The following is an 18,684-nucleotide window of genomic DNA, read 5'->3' as shown; positions in this document are numbered from 1 at the left end:
GGCGGACATCCACCAGATCCACCGGAGAGGGGCACGGCGGACCTCCGGCATGAGGAGGGGGCCGCAGTGGTGGGCCGCGGTGGTGGCCCGGCAGAGGCCGGAGCGGGCGGTCCGGACCCGGTTTGACCCTCCGCAGCGCGGCCCGTAACCTTGTCCCTCGGTGTGTTTCCGTACGCACCTACCCCTGAGCAACTTCCTCCCGATGGCGTTCGCCGCCCGGGAGAGGCCGCTCGTCCTTCCGGATCGTCGCAGGCCCCGGCCTGTGTGAGCGGCTGGCATCAGGGGGCCGTTCCGAGTGAGAGAGAGATCCGCGTGTACGCCATCGTGCGCAGCGGTGGTCGCCAGCACAAGGTTGCTGTCGACGACATCGTTGAGGTTGACAAGATTCCCACGGCCAAGGTTGGCGACACGGTCGAGCTCTCGACCCTGCTCGTTGTCGACGGCGACGCTGTCACCAGCGACCCGTGGGTGCTGGCCGGTATCAAGGTCACGGCCGAGGTCGTGGACCACCACAAGGGCGCGAAGATCGACATCCTTCGCTACAAGAACAAGACCGGCTACCGCCGTCGCCAGGGTCACCGTCAGCAGTACACGGCGATCAAGGTCACCGGCATCCCCACGGCTGCGAAGTAAGGGACTGAGGAGAGATGGCACACAAGAAGGGCGCATCGTCCACTCGGAACGGGCGCGACTCCAATGCTCAGCGGCTCGGCGTGAAGCGCTTCGGCGGTCAGGTCGTCAACGCCGGTGAAATCCTGGTCCGCCAGCGCGGCACCCACTTCCACCCGGGCACGGGCGTCGGCCGCGGCAGCGACGACACGCTGTTCGCGCTGGACGCCGGTGCGGTGCAGTTCGGCACCCACCGTGGCCGCAAGGTCGTGAACATCGTTCCGGTCGCCGTCTAATTCGGCTGCTGTAGAGCGGTTTCTGCGGAGGCGGACCTCACTTCCCCCACGGGAAGCGGGTCCGCCTCTGCTGCGTTATGAGTAAGACATTTGAGTACTCTCTGACATTTCCGTATCTGGAGGCACACCCATGACCACCTTCGTGGACCGCGTCGAACTGCATGTCGCCGCGGGTAACGGAGGCCACGGCTGCGCCTCCGTTCACCGGGAGAAGTTCAAGCCGCTCGGCGGACCCGACGGCGGCAACGGCGGCCGTGGCGGTGACGTCATCCTGGTCGTCGACCAGTCGGTGACCACGCTGCTCGACTACCACCACAGTCCGCACCGCAAGGCCACCAACGGCCAGCCCGGCGCCGGTGACAACCGTTCCGGCAAGGACGGCCAGGACCTGGTCCTGCCCGTACCGGACGGCACCGTCATCCTCGACAAGGACGGCACCGTCCTCGCCGACCTCGTCGGACAGGGCACCACGTTCGTCGCGGGCCAGGGCGGCCGCGGCGGCCTCGGCAACGCGGCGCTCGCCTCCGCCCGCCGCAAGGCGCCCGGTTTCGCGCTGCTCGGCGAGCCCGGCGAGGCCCGTGACGTCGTCATGGAACTCAAGACCGTCGCCGATGTGGCGCTCGTCGGCTACCCGAGCGCCGGTAAGTCCTCGCTGATCTCGGTGCTCAGCGCCGCCAAGCCGAAGATCGCGGACTACCCCTTCACCACGCTCGTCCCGAACCTCGGTGTCGTCACCGCCGGATCGACCGTCTACACCATCGCGGATGTGCCCGGCCTGATCCCCGGGGCCAGCCAGGGCAAGGGCCTCGGCCTGGAGTTCCTGCGCCATGTGGAGCGCTGCTCCGTGCTGGTGCACGTGCTGGACACCGCGACGCTGGAGTCCGACCGCGACCCGGTCTCGGACCTCGATGTGATCGAGGACGAACTGCGCCAGTACGGCGGCCTGGACGACCGTCCGCGGATCGTCGTCCTCAACAAGATCGACATTCCCGACGGCCAGGACCTCGCCGACATGATCCGCCCGGATCTGGAGGCCCGCGGCTACCGCGTCCTGGAGGCGTCGGCCGTGGCGCGGACCGGTCTGAAGGAGCTGTCCTTCGCCCTGGCCGAGATCGTCGCCGAGGCGCGCGCGGCCAAGCCGGTCGAGGAGGCGACCCGCATCGTCATCCGCCCAAAGGCCGTCGACGACTCGGGCTTCACGGTCGTCCGCGAGGACGAGGGCCTGTTCCGGGTGCGCGGCGAGAAGCCGGAGCGCTGGGTCCGCCAGACCGATTTCAGCAACGACGAGGCCGTCGGCTACCTCGCCGACCGCCTCAACCGCCTCGGTGTCGAGGAGCAGCTGATGAAGGCCGGTGCCCGGGCGGGCGACGGCGTCGCCATCGGCCCTGAGGACAACGCCGTGGTCTTCGACTGGGAGCCCACCGTGATGGCGGGCGCCGAGATGCTCGGCCGCCGCGGTGAGGACCACCGCCTCGACACGCCCCGACCCGCGGCTCAGCGCCGTAAGGACCGGGACGCCGAGCGCGACGACCCGCAGCGGGAGTACGACGAGTTCCACCCGTTCTAGGCCGACGGGTTCACCGGTCCTGGCCGCGGGGTTCGCGCCCCCGTCCAGGCTTGCCGGGTTCCCCCGCTCCCGGCCTGTCGGCCGGTCGTTCTTTCTGTACCCCGCGACGGTGTGGCGGGAGGTTGATGGCTCCGACGAACCGGATCATTTTCGGTGCATGGTGCGAAACAACCTCCTGCCCGAAGTGATCGTCTTCCATGCGGGGGTGGGGTGAAGAGCCCCAGCAGACCGAACGGAGCGACGGTGAAGATTTCTTTCCTCATCCATACGATTTACGGGATCGGCGGAACCATCCGCACGACCCTGAATCTGGCGGAGGAACTCGCCGACCGGCACGAGATCGAGATCGTCTCGGTGTTCCGGCACCGCGACGCACCGCTCTTCGCCATCGACCCGCGCATCGACGTCGTACCGCTGGTGGACACCCGCCCGGCCTCGCCCACCAGCGAGCTCAGGCACCCGCTCCACCTCCAGCCGGCCGAGTTGTATCCCGCCACCGACGCGCGGCAGAAGGAGTACAGTCGGCTCACCGACGAGCGGGTGCGTGAGCACTACGTCGCCTCCGACGCGGACGTGATCATCTCCACCCGGCCCGGACTGACCGCCTACATCGCGCAGTTCGGACCGGAGCGCGCCGTGCTCATCGGCCAGGAGCACCTGTCGCACAACCATCACAAGCCCGCGCTGCGCGCCGAGATGTACCCCTACCTCACCCGGCTCGACGCCTTTGTGACGGTCTCCGAGGGTGACGCCGCCTCCTACCGGGAACAGATGCCGCTGCCGGACACCCGGGTGCTGTCCATTCCCAACAGCGTGCCAGAACCGGTCGTCGTGCCGTCCGACACCTCGGGGAGGACGGTCGTCGCGGCGGGGCGGCTGGCCTCGGAGAAGCAGTACCACGTCCTGATCGAGGCGTTCGGCAAGGTCGCGGCGGTCCGCCCGGACTGGACGCTGCGCATCTGCGGCTGGGGCAAGGAGAAGGACCGGCTGCGCCGCCGCATCGACGAACTCGGCCTCTACAACAGCGTCCACCTCATGGGCCCGCGCTCACCCATCGAACCGGAGTGGGCGAAGGGCGCGATCGCCGTTTCCACCTCCCGTCACGAGTCCTTCGGCATGACGCTCGTGGAGGCCATGCGCTGCGGACTGCCGGTGGTGAGCACCGACTGCGACTACGGTCCGCGCGAGATCATCGCCGACGGGGTCGACGGGTTCCTCGTTCCGGTCGGCGACGCCGACGCCGTCGCGACCGCCCTTCTGCGCCTCATCGACGACGAGGACCTGCGCCGGCGGATGGGCGCGGCGGCCCGCCGCAACGCCCGGCGCTTCGATCCCGGTCCGGTGGCCAAGCAGTACGAGGAACTGTTCGCCGAACTCGGCGCGACGACGGCCTCGCGCGGCACCGCCCATGCCGCGGCCCGGGAAGCGGCGGACGAGGGGGAGTTCGCCCCGGTCGCCGACTGCGTCGTGACCGATGACGGCGGTCTGGTCGTCACGCTCCTTCCACGAAACGCACACGGTTACGGCGGTCCGGTCCTGCCCGGCGGCGGTGCGCTGCGGCTCGTGTGCAGCCACCCCGACGCGGCGGTGGCCGACCGTGTCCACCCCTTCGACAAGGAGGGACGGGCAACCGTTCCCGCGGACGAGGAGTTCGCGGAAGGGGTGTGGACCTGCCACGCGGAGCGGGAGCACGGGGAGCGGGTGGCGCTCTCGGCGCGCGCCGTCGACCAGCGCGGAGCCATGCGGGCCGCCGACCGTGTGGCGCCCGGGAAGGCCGTGCGCCAGCTCGTCCCCTGTGTCAGGCACGGATCGCTGTCGCTGCGCTCCTGGTCGCGGCCCGTCCACGCGGAGGTCGCCGGCATCCGGGTCTCCGGGCGGACGTTCACGATCGACGGCCGGCTGCTCGGTGAGGGTGTACCGGACGGCGCACCGGTCCTGCTCATGCGCCGTCGCGGAAAGAACGCCCTCGAGCTGTCCTTCGACGCCGTCCGCGAGGGCGCGGACGGATTCCGGGTCACCGTGCCGGTCGCCGAGCCGGTGGCCCGGCAGGCCGACGCGCACGATGTGTGGGATCTGTGGCTGCGGTATTCGCCTGCTGCCGAGCCGGCCCGGCTGGCCCGCATTCTCGACGATGTCGTGGAAAAGGGATCTCTCTTCCCCTATCCCGGCATCGAAGTGCTGAAGAAGAGATCTCTGACAGTATTGCGGTCGATGGTACGCAAACTCGGTGTCGGGCCGCGGGAAAAGGTCACCGTCAAGGTCTTCTACAGCGCCGCCAACGAGCTCGTCCTGAATGTTGTGGACAAACCGATCGGGTAGCGAAGCGCCCATCGTGACCTTTGTGGTGTCAGTCACCCCGTGGGCGGGGCAAGCATGAGTCATTTCCCTGGCCACGGGGTGAACACCGCGTTTCGCCGAGGTGTGGGGTGCTGGTCGTCCGCCTTGCGGGACGGTCACGGAGAGTGCGACGATCGGCCCCGTCCCCCACTCACCTCAAGGTAGGTCGTCCCTGTGTCTGTGCCGCACGTAGCCAAACCCCGCACCACAGCCGTTGTGCTCGCCGGTGGCACCGGCCAGCGTGTGGGTCTGTCGATCCCGAAGCAGCTGCTGAAGATCGCAGGCAAGGCTGTCATCGAGCACACACTCTCGTCCTTCGAGCAGGCCGACTCCATCGACGACGTGATCGTCCTGATGGCACCGGGTTTCGTGCCCGATGTCGAGAAGATCATCGCCAAGGCCGGGCTGACCAAGGTGGCCAGGGTCATCGAGGGCGGTTCGACCCGCAACGAGACGACCGAGCGCGCCATCGCCGCGCTGAGCGAGGGACTTGCCGAGGGCGAGGACCGCAACGTCCTCTTCCATGACGCTGTCCGTCCGCTTCTGTCACAGCGAGTGATCCAGGACTGCGTCGACGCGCTCGACCGCTATCAGGCCGTCGATGTCGCCATCCCCTCCGCGGACACCATCATCGTCACCCGCACCCACGGCGAGGACGGCGAGTTCATCACGGACGTGCCGGACCGTTCACGGCTGCGCCGCGGCCAGACGCCGCAGGCCTTCAAGCTGTCGACGATCCGCAAGGCCTACGAGGTCGCGGCGGGCGACCCCAACTTCCAGGCCACCGACGACTGTTCGGTGGTCCTGCGCTATCTCCCCGACGTCCCGATCCATGTGGTCGCGGGCGACGAGTACAACATGAAGGTGACGCAGCCGGTCGACGTCTTCATCGCCGACAAGCTGTTCCAGCTGGCCTCGACGGCCGCCCCCCGCCAGGCCGACGAGGCCGCGTACCGCGAACTGCTCGCCGGCCGCACGCTGGTGGTCTTCGGTGGTTCGTACGGGATCGGCGCGGACATCGCCGAACTGGCGAAGAAGTACGGCGCCAACGTCTATGCGCTGGGCCGCTCCACCACCGGCACGCATGTCGAGAACCCGGAGCACGTCGACGACGCATTGTCGAAGGCGTACTCCGAGAGCGGCCGTATCGACTACGTCATCAACACCGCGGGCGTGCTGCGTATCGGCAAGCTCGCGGAGACGGACAACAGCACCATCCGCGAAGCGCTGAACGTCAATTACCTGGCACCCGTGCAGATTGCCCGTGCTTCTTACAAGTACCTGGCGGAGACGAAGGGGCAGCTGCTGCTCTACACCTCCTCCAGCTATACACGCGGTCGCGCCGAGTACAGCCTTTACTCCTCCACGAAGGCCGCGATGGTGAATCTCACCCAGGCGCTCTCGGACGAGTGGGCGAACGACGGAATCCGGGTGAATTGCGTCAACCCCGAGCGCACCGCGACCCCGATGCGCACCAAGGCCTTCGGCGTCGAACCCGACGGCTCTCTCCTCTCCTCCGAAGCGGTGGCGAGGACCTCCCTGGACGTTCTGCTCTCCGAGCTGACCGGCCATGTGATCGATGTGCGGCAGCAGGATCCGACCCGCGAGGCGAGCGAGGCCTCGGGCTTCGAGCAGGCACTCGCGGCGGTCCTGGACCGCGAGGGAGATATGTAATAATCCATCGTTAAAGCATTTATCGGGCTTTCGTTATCCGCCGCGACGCGCAATGCGGAAGCTCGACTTTGTGAAGCCGTGACTTCACAATTCCCGCAAAAAGGATCAACCGGCACCCCTTGGAGCAGGTTCTTCGTGATTTCGACCGCCATTCGTCTGGCACGCGTGGGCAGCAGGTCAGAGCTGGCCGCGGCAGCTCTGATGGGACTCGCCTATCCGTGCGTCATGCTCGCGGCTCTCGTCCCGAGCATCTGGCTCTTCGCGGTCGCGGGTGCCGTGACCTACGCGGCGGACTGGTATCTGCACCAGAAGGGCAGCTACCTGGTCAACCGCCTCAGCAAGGTCCGGGTCGGCCTGCCGATCCGCTTCCTGCTGCGCCAGTTGCTGCTGGTCCTGCTGCTCGCCCGTGAGGGCCTCGCGGAGACCCCGCTCTTCTACACCGCCATCGCCGGTTTCCTCATCTTCTACGGCCTCCAGGCGCCCCACGGAGCTCTCGCGACGCTGATCCGCCTGCGCCGCACGATGCCGGTCGTCACGCGCAACGTCGACCTGGGCACCGTACGCATCCCGGACGCCCCGCCGAAGGCGCTCCTGCGCCGCTCCGGCGAGAAGATGCTCCACCTCGACATCCCCGCCATGGCCGGTGTGCTGATCGCGGCCGTGTCCGGCAAGGACGCCATCGGCTACGCGGGCGTCGCCGCCACCCTGCTCCTCGGCGTGCTCTACACCGCGGCGCTCGCGCCCTACCTGCGCCGCCACCGCCGAGTCCCCGGCGCCCCCGCCGTGCTCAAGGCCGTGAGCGCCTGGCTGCTCGAGTACCGCCCCACGGTCGTCCTGTACTTCTCCGGCTCGGACGAGTCCGCGTACCAGATCAACATGTGGCTCGACACGATGGAGCAGGTCGACGGCCGGCCGCTGATCCTCATGCGCGAGCGCAGCCTGGTCTCCAAGCTCAACGTGACCGCCGTCCCGGTCATCTGCGTCCCCGGCGGTATGCATCTGATGAACCTGGACCTCTCCACGGTCCGCGTCGCGCTCTACCCGGCCAACGTCGGCAAGAACATCCACCTGCTGCGCGTCCCCACCATGAAGCACGTCTTCATCGGACACGGCGACAGCGACAAGCTGGCCAGCGTCAACCCGTTCAGCAAGGTGTACGACGAGGTCTGGACGGCCGGCCGCGCCGGCCGCGACCGGTACGCACTCGCCGACGTCGGCGTGCGCGACGAGGACATCGTCGAGGTCGGGCGCCCGCAACTGGCCCCCATCCAGAGCTGGACCGGCGCGGCCAGGAACCCCATCCCGACCGTTCTGTACGCCCCCACCTGGGAGGGCTGGGACGACAACCCGGGCAACACCTCCCTGCTGCTCGCCGGCGAGAACATCGTCCGCCGTCTGCTGGAGGCCGAGAAGCCGGTACGCGTCGTCTACAAGCCGCATCCCTTCACCGGCATCCGCAACAAGAAGGCCAGGGCCGTCCACGAGCGGATCACCGCGATGGTGCGGGCCGCCGCCGTCGAGCGCGCCACCGACCCCCGCTGGGCGGCGCAGGCCGCCGACGCCAAGTCGGAGCACGCCGCGGCCCAGGCCGATCTGACCCGCATCGCCGCCGAGTTGAACAGCCTCGCCAAGCCCGGCCGGGCCGGCGGGGACGAGTCGGAGGTGTCCCGGGTCTCGCTCGCCGACCCGGTACGCCTCGAAGAGATCAAGCGGCTGCGCGCCGAGTGGAACGACGCCTACTGGCGCTCCTTCGGCTGGTGGGAGCACCGCGTCGTCACCGGCTCCGAGCCGAAGCTGTACGACTGCTTCAACGAGGCCGACGCGATGGTCTCCGACATCTCCAGCGTGGTCTCGGACTTCATGGCGAGCGGCAAGCCCTATGCCGTCACCGACTCCGCCGAGCTGGGCGTCGACGAGTTCAAGCGGCAGAACACCGCCGCCCGGGCCGCCGTGATCCTCTCCAACAGCGCGGAGGAGCTCAATGAACTCCTGGACGCCGTGACGTCCCCCGAGTTCGACCTGCTGGCGGGTGCCCGCCAGGAGCTGAAGGAGTACCTCCTCGGCCCCGACCACCCCACCTCCATGCAGCGCTTCAACTCCGCGCTGCGCACGCTCCAGGCCGGCGCGGAGGCGCGCAACCTCGGGGTGGAGCAGCGCATCGGAGGACAGCTGCTGGGCGAACTCGACCGTGAGTCGGACTCCGACAGCGAGTCCGTCGACACCGAGGCGTCCGAGGCGTCCGTGGTGCGCTGACGCCGCGCACGATCCGTCCGCGGAGCCCGTACGGCACCACGCCGTACGGGCTCCGCGCGTTCACCGGCCCGCCGGCGGTCCCGGCGCCTGTCCAGCGGGTGAAATGGACAGGCACCCCTCGCGAGGCCTGACATAGATTCGGCGTGTGACAGTGGCAAGACAACAGGTAACGCAGGCCCGCAGAATCGTCGTCAAGGTCGGTTCGTCCTCGCTGACCACCGCGTCCGGCGGACTGGACGCCGACCGCGTCGACGCGCTCGTCGACGTGCTCGCCACGGTCCGCGGCGCGGGCGAGAAGGAGATCGTGCTGGTCTCCTCCGGAGCCATCGCTGCCGGCCTCGCGCCCCTGGGTCTCGTCCGCCGTCCCAAGGACCTGGCGCGCCAGCAGGCGGCCGCCAGCGTCGGCCAGGGACTGCTGGTCGCCCGCTACACCGCCTCCTTCGCGCGCTACGGCGTACGCGTCGGGCAGGTGCTGCTCACCAGCGACGACACCAGCAGGCGAGCCCATTACCGCAACGCCTACCGCACCCTGGACCAGCTTCTCGCCATGGGCGCCGTCCCGGTGGTCAACGAGAACGACACCGTCGCCACCGACGAGATCCGCTTCGGCGACAACGACCGCCTCGCCGCACTCGTCGCCCATCTCGTCCGCGCCGACCTGCTCGTGCTCCTGTCGGACGTCGAGGGTCTCTACGACGGAGACCCCTCCCGGCCCGGCACCGCGCGCATCGACGAGGTGCACGGCCCCGCCGACATCGAGCACGTCCAGATCGGCTCGGCCGGCAAGGCCGGGGTGGGCACGGGCGGCATGGTCACCAAGGTCGAGGCGGCGAGGATCGCCGCGGCGGCCGGGGTCCCCGTCGTCCTCACGTCCGCCGTCCGGGCCGCGGACGCCCTCGCGGGCCGCGGCACCGGGACGTACTTCCACAGCACCGGGCGACGCTCGGCGGACCGGCTGCTCTGGCTCGCCCACGCCTCGACCCCGCAGGGCGCCCTGATCCTGGACGACGGCGCGGTCACGGCCGTCGTGCACGGCAGGAAGTCCCTTCTGCCGGCCGGAATCGCCGCCGTCGAGGGCGAGTTCAGCGCCGGGGACCCGGTCGAACTGCGGGACGCCGAGGGCCGTGCCGTGGCCCGCGGACTGGTCAACTTCGACGCCAAGGAGATCCCCCAGCTCCTCGGCCGGTCCACCCGCGAACTCGCGAGAGAGCTCGGTCCGGCATACGAGAGAGAAGTCGTACACAGGGACGATCTGGTCGTCCTGCACCCCTGAAACGGCTGAAAGTCCAGCCATCCGGCAGAGACCTTCACCAAAAGGGCCCCACGTTCCGCCCGGGACTGGTCAACTTTGTTGCGGGGGAATGACGGGGTACTGCAGGACGACACATGCAACAGGAGGCCGCCCGTGAGACGAGCGCGCCCAGGGGATGTGCCCCGAGGGACCGGGGGCGTCCCCCATGCCCGGAGGGCTGTGGGCGAGGAACGGACCCTGACGAGCGTCGAGGCGGGCGCCGACTTCGACGACGCCGAGGAGACGGCGGAGCTGTCCGCCGGCCCGCAGGCGGAGTCGGACTCCCGGGCCGAGGACCGCGAGCAGTCGAAGCTGTGGCACATCACCCTCAGCGTCTCGGGTGCGGAAGCCCCGCTGAAGGAGGTCCGACGCGGTCTCGAACAGCTCGCGCACGACCATCCGTTCCTGCTGACCAGCCGCTACGCCAACGACCACGCCGAGATCCGCTACTGGGAGGAGGCGCGGGACCTGCACGACGCCGCCGCGGTGGCGCTGCGGCTGTGGGGCGAGCACCGGTCGAGCGCCAGGCTGCCACCGTGGGAGATCGTCGGCCTGGAGGTCATCGACCGCCAGACCTACCACCAGCGGATCGCGGAAGGCTACGGCCCGCCGCCGGCTGCCCCGGTGGGGGTCCATCCCTTCTGATGCTTCCCGACCGTGCCGGTCAGGGCGCGGTGCGACGGCGGGTGCATGAGGGTGGCGGGTGCGTGCCGGGATGCGGTGCGTGCCCGGGACACGGTGCGCCGGGATCCGGGCCTCGCACACCGCGGGGACGGCAGGCTCCGGGCCCACACGGCTCGGGGCCGTGCTCCGTGCCGGGCCGTACGGGGTTTCGGACGTTCTGTCTCGCAGTGCGGAATACGTGCCGGACGGCGACGGCGGGCGCACTACCCTGCGGGTATGACGACGTCCTCGCCGCTCTCGCCGTACGACAACCTCTCCCCGGTCGCCAAGACCGCCTACCGGGCACGCGGCGCCGCCGCCGACCTCGCCCCGCTGCCGCGTTCGGCGAAGGACGACGCGCTGCTGGCGATCGCGGACGCCCTCGAGGTGAGGACCGCCGAGATCGTCGAGGCCAACGCGGAGGACGTCGCCCGCGCCCGCGAGGCCGGCACCGCCGAGTCGGTCATCGACCGGCTCACCCTCACCCCCGAGCGGGTGCGCGCGATCGCCGCCGACGTACGCGATGTCGCGGCGCTGCCCGACCCCGTCGGCGAGGTGGTCCGCGGCTCGACCCTGCCCAACGGCATCGACCTGCGTCAGGTCCGCGTCCCCCTGGGAGTCGTCGGGATCATCTACGAGGCCCGGCCCAACGTCACCGTCGACGCCGCCGCCCTCTGCCTCAAGTCCGGCAACGCCGTCCTGCTGCGAGGCTCGTCCTCCGCCATCTCCTCCAACACCGCGCTGGTGCGCGTCCTGCGGGACGCGGTCGGCGGCTCGGGGCTGCCCGCCGACGCGGTGCAGCTCGTGCCCGGCGCATCACGCGACTCCGTCACGGAGTTGATGCGGGCCCGCGGTCTGGTGGACGTGCTGATCCCGCGCGGGGGCGCCGGTCTGATCCGTACCGTCGTCGAGGAGTCCACGGTCCCCGTCATCGAGACCGGAACCGGCAACTGCCATGTGTACGTGGACGCCGAGACCGACCTCGACATGGCCGTCGACATCCTCATCAACTCCAAGGCGCAGCGGCCGAGCGTCTGCAACGCCGCCGAGACCCTCCTGGTCCACCAGGACGTCGCGGACGCCTTTCTGCCCCGCGCCCTGGAGGCGCTGGCCGAGGCGGGCGTGACCGTGCACGGGGACGACCGGGTGCTGGAGTACGCCGACGTCACCAAGGCCAAGGTGGTGCCCGCGACGACCGAGGACTGGGAGACCGAGTACCTCTCGTACGACATCGCGGCGGCGGTCGTCGACTCCCTGGACGCGGCCGTCGGGCACATCCGGCTGTGGTCCTCCGGGCACACCGAGGCGATCGTGACCACCTCGCAGGCCGCCGCACGCCGGTTCACCCAGTTGGTCGACTCGACGACGGTCGCCGTGAACGCGTCCACCCGGTTCACGGACGGTGGCCAGTTCGGCTTCGGCGCGGAGATCGGCATCTCCACCCAGAAACTGCACGCCCGCGGCCCGATGGGGCTTCCGGAGCTGACCTCGACCAAGTACATCGTCACCGGAGACGGTCACACGCGGTAATCGGAAGCGGTCTGTCGTCGCCCGGGCGGTGCGTCCCCGCGGTGGGGAACCTTTCCCTTCCGCCTGCCCAAACCGACCGGCCAGGTCTACTCTGATTCCGTGCCGGACGACGTGGGGGGCAGGCCGTTCCCGGACGGCTGGGAGCCCGACGACGACCGCGGAGGCGCGGACGAGGACTTCGCCTCCGTGGTGTTCGACGAGGACTTCGTCAGGGGCGCGCAGATCCATGAACCAACCGCCGTCGAGCGGCTTCTGGCCGCCGCCCAGGCCCGCGCCGAGGCAGAGGCCGCCCGCGCCGGATCGGGGATGGGCCATCCCGACGAAGAGTTCTACGACGACGGGTACAGCCCCTACAGCCGTGAGTACGGCTACGACGACGACGCCCGAGACTTCGACGAGGAGACCGGCCCCTACGGCAGACACGGAGGGGCCCTGCGCCCCTACCGGGGCAGCGCCCGCTGGCACCGTCCGGTCGCCTGGCTCCTCGCGCTGCTGATGGGCATAGGGATGGTCGCCCTCGCCTTCACGGCCGTCTACCGGGGCGCCTCGGGCAACCGCCAGGACCAGGTTCCTCCGCCCGCCACGACCGGCGTCGACGCGACCCCGTCGAACGGCTCCGTCGGGGACCGCGTAGGCAGCCCGTCCGCCTCCGCCGAATATTCGGTGCCCGGGGTGTCCGCCGGTCCCCGCACTCCCTGACCAGCCGCTGACCAGCCGCTGACCAGCGGCTGATCACCCGGGGTGGTCACCTGAACGGTCGAGTGGGAACTCGTCATGGTTTGTCGAGCGGCAGCGCGTTTACTGACGGCCCGGCAGACCTACCCTGAAAGTATGGCTGGTCGCGGAGACCCGCCCGAGGGGACACCCGAGGGGCGCCCCGGCGGTGGAGAGGACGAGTACCGGTCCGTCGTCTTCGACGAATCGTTCGTACGAGCTGCGCGGCTTCAGGAGTACTCCGCGCAGGAGCGGATGGCCGATCACGCACGCGCTGTGCGCAGCCTGCCCGGCTGGTCGCGCAGAAGCGGCTCCAAACAGTTCCTGGTGCTCCTCCTTCTGGTCGCCATCGCCTTCGGAACCGCCGTCTACCTGGGCGTGCGGCATCCGTATCAAACGCCCGCGACGAAGCAGGCCGAGCCCCTGCGCATCGCCGTCATCCCGCTCGCGCCCCAGGGGCCGGTCCCCGGGGGCGACCCCGCGCAGCTCTTCGCCCGCAGCCCCGCCGCGCACTTCCGCGTCGGCGCCTCCGGCATCAACTTCCCGGGAGCCAGGCCCACCAGAAACTTCTCGGAGAGCCAGGTGATGAGCGCGCTGACCATCGCGAAGGACTACCTGGTGCAGTCCTCGCTGGATCCCGACGTCCTGACGGGCGGCGCGGTGCGACCGGTGCGACTGCTGCTCGACCCCGACCAGCAGGTGCAGTTCGACCGGAGCATGTCCACGCCGGTCGCCGACGGCCACCACGCCGCCACCGGCTGGCTGGTGCGCTTCGACCCGGCGAAGGTCGCCCTGGCCGACCCCGAGGTGCGGGTCCGGGGCACTCTGCGGATAGCCGAGGTGGGACCCGACGCCCTGGAGGTGACGTCGGACCACACCTTCGCCTACGCGCTGCGCCCGGCGGTGGCGAACGGCGCGAAGGCCGGCGAGGCCTCGCTGTTCACCGTCCGCCGCGAGCTGCGCCTGCGCTTCGACCGTGACGACCTGCGTCAGCACCGCGCGGAGCTGATGGTCAGCTCCGTCCAGGCGGGACCGCAGGCCTGCTCGGACGACGTCTCCGGCACGCTGAGGCCGCTGCTCGCCGGACAGCGGGCCACCGCTGGCGTCCCGGCGGGCACGGACCCGTACGCGACGGGCCAGACCACTACGGCCCTGTGCGGCTCCCTGTCACCGAGCGCCCAGCCCACCCCCTGAGGGCGTGCAGCCCGCCCCGGGCAGTGAGAGGGCTGCGGCCGCACGACGGGTTCCGAGGGCCGACTGGGCTCCAGGTACCGGCCCGGGTACCGGCCGAGGCACCCGCTCTCCGGGGCCGCACGGCTCCGGGTACCGGCCGGGTTCCAGGCGGCCGGCTCATGGGGCCGGCTCGACTCCGGGCACCGGCTCTAAGGGCCGACACGGCACAGGTATCGGGCTTTAGGCGCCCGCTCTCCAGGGCTCGACTCCAGGCACCGGCTCCGGGCACCGGCTCCAGGTATCCGTCCAAGGGCCCGCCGGGGCGCGGGCCCGTCTGCGGAGACAGGTCCGGACGCCGGTCCCTGCTCCGGCCCGGTGCCCGTCCGCCCCGGCCCTCGCCCCCGGCACCCCGCTCGCGCGACCCCGGTGCCCCCCTCGGCCGACTCCGACTCCGACTCCGACTGCGGCTCAGGCCCCGGTGCCGCCGGTGCCGGTGTCCTTGGTGCCGCTCGAACCCGAGCCGCCGCCCGAGCCGTTCGCCCCGGTGAACTTGTCGCGGAGCTTCCCGCCCAGGTCACCCGCGCCGCCGGCTATGTCGCCGACCAGCTTCATCAGCGGATCCTTGCTCGTGCGCACCGTGTCCGCGTAGTGCGAAGCGGACTCACGGAACGAGTCGGTGACCGAGGTGTCCTTGTCCTCGTCGCGCCGCGTGTAGTGGCCGTCCATGATCCGCTGGTAGTCGCGGCTCTCGGCCCACTTCTTCAGCTCGGCCGCGCGGACCGTGGTGAAGGGGTGCGACCGGGGCAGCACATTCAGAATCTTGAGCACGGAGTCGCGCAGGTCGCCGCCCGCCTCGTACTCCTCGGCCTGCTGGAGGAACGCGTCGACGTTCATCTCGTGCAGATGGTTGCCACCGGCGATCTTCATCAGGCCGCGCATCGACGCCTGAAGGTCCTGGCCGACCAGCAGTCCCGCGCGGTCGGCGGACAGCTCCGACTTGCGGAACCATTCGCGCAGCGCGGTCACGATCGCCATGATCGCCACATTGCCGAGCGGGATCCACGCGACCTTCAGTGCCAGACCCGTGAGGAACAGCAGGATCGTGCGGTACACGGAGTGGCCGGAGAGGGCATGGCCCACCTCGTGGCCCACGACCGCCCGCATCTCCTCCTCGTCCAGCAGTTCCACCAGACCGGTGGTCACCACGATGATCGGCTCGTCCAGTCCGATGCACATGGCATTGGGCTTCGGGTCCTGTGCCACATACATCGCCGGGACCTTCTCCAGGTCCAGGATGTAGCAGGCGTCCCGCAGCATCGTGTTGAGGTGGGCGAACTGGGCGTCGCTCACCCGCACCGAGTCGGAGAGGAACAGCAGCCGCAGGCTGCGCTCCGGCAGAAGTCCGCTCAGTGCCTTGAAGACGGTGTCGAAGCCGCTCAGCTTGCGCAGGGCGACCAGCGCGGAGCGGTCCGCGGGATGTTCGTACGCCCGAGAAGAGATGCCCGGGAAGCGCTTGCGCTGCCGGCTCGGCACGTTCTCGTGATTGCTTTCGGTCATTCAAGCCCCCTGTTGACCTGATGGTCCGCGAATCGTTCGCTCGTCCCCCTGACGGACCCCAGCGTAGGTGCTGGGACTACCGTGTGCCGGGGGCTGTGGACAACTTCGGAGTCAGGTGTGCACCCCGCATGCCTGACCCCACCGCACTGCTCGCCACAGCGGCCGGGCAGCAGGGACTGGGCAACACCCTGCGCGTGGCCCTGATCGCGTCGATCGTCGGAGCCGCGCTGCTCGCCTGGTTCCTGTTGCGCGGCTACCGCGGAAACGGCGCCGACGACACGGTCAACGACTGAGTCGGCGTGAGCGTGCCCGGGTGGCCCGCATACGATGTGCTCGACGTCTCTTCGCTCCGTTTCCGACGTCCCCGCTGTTCCCCTGTTTCTTCCGAATCCCGAGCTCCGACTCCCGATCGATAAGGGTCCTGCTGAAGATGAGCCTCGCCAGCACCGCCGCCAACCTGGTCACTCTCGCCGAGGGCGCCGAGCACAGCGGCAACCACGAGAGCCTCAGTCCCTACCTCACCGGTGGCGGCGCCTTCCTCGCGCTGCTTCTGCTGCTGTGGATCACCACCCGCTTCAACCGCGACCGCTGAGGCCTGGCCGGCCGGAGGTGCCAGTAGGCTCTGCACGCATGGGAGAGCAGGAAGTGGCCGCGGGTTCCGGTTCCGGCAGGCGTCGACTCGGCGTCATGGGCGGGACCTTCGACCCGATCCACCACGGACACCTGGTGGCCGCCAGTGAGGTGGCCTCCCTGTTCCATCTGGACGAAGTCGTCTTCGTGCCGACCGGACAGCCGTGGCAGAAGGGTCACAAGGTGGTGTCCCCGCCCGAGGACCGCTACCTCATGACGGTCATCGCCACGGCGTCCAACCCTCAGTTCTCCGTGAGCCGGATCGACATCGACCGGCCGGGGCCGACGTACACGATCGACACCCTGCGGGATCTGAGCAATCTCAACGCCGACGCGGACCTGTTCTTCATCACCGGCGCCGACGCCCTCTCCCAGATCCTCGGGTGGCGCGACGCCTCCGAGTTGTTCTCGCTCGCCCATTTCATCGGAGTGACCCGGCCGGGGCACGATCTGACGGACGACGGGCTGCCCGAGGGCGGGGTCTCCCTGGTGGAGATTCCGGCGCTGGCGATTTCCTCGACCGACTGCCGTGCGAGAGTCGTGAAGGGCGATCCGGTCTGGTACCTGGTGCCGGACGGTGTGGTGCGCTACATCGACAAGCGCCAGTTGTACCGCGGCACATGAGCCACGGAGAGGGGCACCGGTGAACGACCAGCAGAATCCTTACGACCCGTACTACCAGCAGCCGCAGATCATCGGCTACGACGAGTACGGGCAGCCGGTCTACCAGCAGCCCCAGCAGTACGACCCTTACGCGCAGCAGCAGCCGCAGCACCCTCAGCAACAGCACACCCCGCAGCAGCATCATGCTCAGCAGCAGGGCGGCGAGCAGGGATACGGGTACGACCCGTACGCGGAGTACCAGCAGCAGGGCACCGCACAGCCCCAGTCGTACGACCCCTACGCCCAGGCGCCCCAGCAGCAGCAGACCCGGGCAGGGCAGGGCTACGGCTACGACGGACACGGCTACGGATACGACACGGGGCAGCAGCCCGCGGCCGTCGACACCACCCAGCAGTGGACCGTCCCGCAGCAGCAGCCGTCCCCCGAGTCGCCGGCCAGGCCCGCGCCGGAGCCTGAGGCGGCACCCGAGCCGGGAGTGCCCGGCCAGCGCCGGCCGGACGACGACCGGGACTACCGCACCGAACAGTTCTCCTTCATCGAGGAGCCCGATGAGGACTCCGAAGATGTCATCGACTGGCTGAAGTTCACCGAGAGCCGCTCCGAGCGGCGCGAGGAGGCCAAGCGCCGCGGCCGCAACCGCGTCGTCGCCCTCGCGGTCGCCCTCGCGCTCGTCGTCGTGGGCGGCGTCGGCTACCTCTGGTACGCGGGCAAGATCCCCGGTCTCTCGGACGGCGAGAAGGCGAACACCGCCGCCGCCGGCCCGCAGAAGCGTGACGTCATCGTGGTGCATCTGCACAACACCAAGAAGCAGGGCACATCGACGGCCCTCCTCGTCGACAACGTCACCACCAAGCAGGGCACCACCGTCCTCCTTCCCAACTCCCTCTCGGTCGGCAACGACGACGGGACCACCACCACGCTCGGCAAGTCCGTGGAGGACGACGGCTCGACGGGCACCCGCGACGCCGTCGGCTCCCTGCTCGGTGCGAAGATCACCGGCACCTGGCGCCTGGACACCCCGTATCTCGAGAATCTGGTGGAGCTGGTCGGCACGATCGACCTGACCACCGACGCACAGGTCCCCGGCGCCAAGAAGGGCGAGGCGCCGCTCGTGAAGAAGGGTGAGAACCAGACCCTGAACGGACGGGCGGCCGTCGCCTACGCCACCTACCTGGCACCCGGCGAGGCCGAGGCCAAGCAGTTGCAGCGTTTCGGCCAGGTGATGCAGGCCGTACTGAAGAAGTTCCCCGACGAGCCGGGCTCCGCGACCGTCACGGTGGAGACGCTGGCGCAGATCCTCGACCCGTCGCTGACCGAGAAGGACCTCGGCGCATCGCTCGCCAAGCTCGCCGAGCGCGCCAAGGGCGGCAACTACAAGACCGCCCTGCTGCCCGTCCAGGAGGACGGCACGCTCACGCAGCAGGCCTCCAGCAGCGTGGTCAAGGACATCCTGGGCGGCTCGGTGACCGCGCCCGACAAGGACGCAGCCGTACGGGTCGGCATCAAGAACGGCACAGGGGACACCTCGGCCACCGAGACCGCCCGGATCTCCCTGGTCAACGGCGGCTACTCGGTCCTCGACAGCGGCAAGGCGGACACCGAGTCCGCCTCGGCGGTCACCTACGCGGACGCGGCGCAGAAGGCCAAGGCCGTCGAGGTCGCCAAGACGCTCGGACTGCCGGAGAGCTCGGTGAAGAAGGGCGCCGCCACGGCGAACGCCGACGTCACCGTCGTCCTCGGCCAGGACTTCGAGAAGGACTGACGCG

At 69.7% G+C, this 18,684-nt stretch carries 16 protein-coding genes; 15 read left to right on the top strand and 1 reads right to left on the bottom strand.

All coding sequences use genetic code 11. The annotated features are described in order from the left end of the window. Positions 1–312 precede the first annotated feature (312 nt). The 11 genes from rplU to ABTX78_RS12115 all read left to right on the top strand — a co-directional run bounded on the left by rplU (position 313) and on the right by ABTX78_RS12115 (position 14,128). Complete coding sequence (gene rplU / locus ABTX78_RS12165; RefSeq protein ID WP_223774625.1) at positions 313–633, top strand: 50S ribosomal protein L21; 321 nt, start codon at positions 313–315, stop codon at positions 631–633. A 14-nt stretch (positions 634–647) separates the two neighbouring features. Then, positions 648–905, top strand: a complete 258-nt coding sequence (gene rpmA, locus ABTX78_RS12160) for a 50S ribosomal protein L27 (protein ID WP_313946349.1) — start codon at positions 648–650, stop codon at positions 903–905. 130 nt (positions 906–1,035) lie between these two features. After that, positions 1,036–2,472 carry a GTPase ObgE gene (obgE, locus tag ABTX78_RS12155; protein ID WP_352206700.1) on the top strand — a complete coding sequence of 479 codons (1,437 nt, stop codon included), beginning with the start codon at positions 1,036–1,038 and terminating at the stop codon, positions 2,470–2,472. A gap of 243 nt (positions 2,473–2,715) precedes the next feature. Further along, positions 2,716–4,791, top strand: coding sequence for a glycosyltransferase family 4 protein (locus tag ABTX78_RS12150; protein WP_352206699.1), 2,076 nt, complete (start codon positions 2,716–2,718; stop codon positions 4,789–4,791). 192 nt (positions 4,792–4,983) lie between these two features. Further along, a complete protein-coding gene (locus tag ABTX78_RS12145; protein WP_352206698.1) occupies positions 4,984–6,483 on the top strand; it encodes a D-ribitol-5-phosphate cytidylyltransferase in 1,500 nt (499 codons plus the stop codon). A gap of 135 nt (positions 6,484–6,618) precedes the next feature. Next, a complete protein-coding gene (locus tag ABTX78_RS12140) occupies positions 6,619–8,736 on the top strand; it encodes a hypothetical protein (protein ID WP_352206697.1) in 2,118 nt (705 codons plus the stop codon). A gap of 145 nt (positions 8,737–8,881) precedes the next feature. Then, positions 8,882–10,009, top strand: coding sequence for a glutamate 5-kinase (gene proB, locus ABTX78_RS12135; protein ID WP_352206696.1), 1,128 nt, complete (start codon positions 8,882–8,884; stop codon positions 10,007–10,009). 132 nt (positions 10,010–10,141) lie between these two features. Then, the gene (locus ABTX78_RS12130) at positions 10,142–10,672 is read left to right on the top strand and encodes a DUF8830 family protein (RefSeq protein ID WP_352206695.1); all 531 of its coding nucleotides are present in this window, start codon (positions 10,142–10,144) and stop codon (positions 10,670–10,672) included. A gap of 255 nt (positions 10,673–10,927) precedes the next feature. After that, entirely contained in the window at positions 10,928–12,220 is a 1,293-nt protein-coding gene (locus tag ABTX78_RS12125) for a glutamate-5-semialdehyde dehydrogenase (RefSeq protein WP_352206694.1), read from the top strand. A gap of 99 nt (positions 12,221–12,319) precedes the next feature. Next, a complete protein-coding gene (locus tag ABTX78_RS12120; RefSeq protein ID WP_352206693.1) occupies positions 12,320–12,919 on the top strand; it encodes an SCO2584 family spore wall biosynthesis protein in 600 nt (199 codons plus the stop codon). A 132-nt stretch (positions 12,920–13,051) separates the two neighbouring features. Continuing rightward, a complete protein-coding gene (locus ABTX78_RS12115) occupies positions 13,052–14,128 on the top strand; it encodes an SCO2583 family membrane protein (RefSeq protein ID WP_352206692.1) in 1,077 nt (358 codons plus the stop codon). A 447-nt stretch (positions 14,129–14,575) separates the two neighbouring features. Here ABTX78_RS12115 and ABTX78_RS12110 read toward each other — a convergent pair whose 3' ends face one another. After that, the gene (locus tag ABTX78_RS12110) at positions 14,576–15,664 is read right to left on the bottom strand and encodes a M48 family metallopeptidase (RefSeq protein ID WP_352206691.1); all 1,089 of its coding nucleotides are present in this window, start codon (positions 15,662–15,664) and stop codon (positions 14,576–14,578) included. A 128-nt stretch (positions 15,665–15,792) separates the two neighbouring features. Here ABTX78_RS12110 and ABTX78_RS12105 point away from each other — a divergent pair, with 128 nt between their 5' ends. The 4 genes from ABTX78_RS12105 (at position 15,793) to ABTX78_RS12090 (ending at position 18,680) form a co-directional block, all read left to right on the top strand. Then, positions 15,793–15,957, top strand: a complete 165-nt coding sequence (locus ABTX78_RS12105) for a hypothetical protein (RefSeq protein ID WP_352206690.1) — start codon at positions 15,793–15,795, stop codon at positions 15,955–15,957. 137 nt (positions 15,958–16,094) lie between these two features. Further along, on the top strand, positions 16,095–16,256 hold the full coding sequence (locus ABTX78_RS12100) for a hypothetical protein (RefSeq protein WP_352206689.1): 162 nt from the start codon (positions 16,095–16,097) through the stop codon (positions 16,254–16,256). Positions 16,257–16,294: 38 nt separating this feature from the next. After that, a complete protein-coding gene (nadD, locus tag ABTX78_RS12095; protein WP_352206688.1) occupies positions 16,295–16,918 on the top strand; it encodes a nicotinate-nucleotide adenylyltransferase in 624 nt (207 codons plus the stop codon). A 19-nt stretch (positions 16,919–16,937) separates the two neighbouring features. After that, positions 16,938–18,680 carry an LCP family protein gene (locus tag ABTX78_RS12090; RefSeq protein ID WP_352206687.1) on the top strand — a complete coding sequence of 581 codons (1,743 nt, stop codon included), beginning with the start codon at positions 16,938–16,940 and terminating at the stop codon, positions 18,678–18,680. The last annotated feature ends 4 nt before the right edge of the window (positions 18,681–18,684 follow it).

It is taken from the genome of Streptomyces sp. NPDC096193 (assembly GCF_040302905.1).
Lineage (GTDB): Bacteria > Actinomycetota > Actinomycetes > Streptomycetales > Streptomycetaceae > Streptomyces.
Note: the sequence above shows the minus strand (reverse complement) of the source record. Positions and strands in the feature narration are given on the sequence as shown.

What these genes read in the sequence shown, in the direction of transcription:
- rpmA (WP_313946349.1), top strand. Translation starts at nt 648, where the DNA reads ATGGCACACAAGAAGGGCGCATCGTCCACTCGGAACGGGCGCGACTCC.
- obgE (WP_352206700.1), top strand. Translation starts at nt 1,036, where the DNA reads ATGACCACCTTCGTGGACCGCGTCGAACTGCATGTCGCCGCGGGTAAC.
- ABTX78_RS12125 (WP_352206694.1), top strand. Translation starts at nt 10,928, where the DNA reads ATGACGACGTCCTCGCCGCTCTCGCCGTACGACAACCTCTCCCCGGTC.
- ABTX78_RS12115 (WP_352206692.1), top strand. Translation starts at nt 13,052, where the DNA reads ATGGCTGGTCGCGGAGACCCGCCCGAGGGGACACCCGAGGGGCGCCCC.
- ABTX78_RS12110 (WP_352206691.1), bottom strand. Translation starts at nt 15,664, where the DNA reads ATGACCGAAAGCAATCACGAGAACGTGCCGAGCCGGCAGCGCAAGCGC.
- ABTX78_RS12105 (WP_352206690.1), top strand. Translation starts at nt 15,793, where the DNA reads ATGCCTGACCCCACCGCACTGCTCGCCACAGCGGCCGGGCAGCAGGGA.
- ABTX78_RS12100 (WP_352206689.1), top strand. Translation starts at nt 16,095, where the DNA reads ATGAGCCTCGCCAGCACCGCCGCCAACCTGGTCACTCTCGCCGAGGGC.
- nadD (WP_352206688.1), top strand. Translation starts at nt 16,295, where the DNA reads ATGGGAGAGCAGGAAGTGGCCGCGGGTTCCGGTTCCGGCAGGCGTCGA.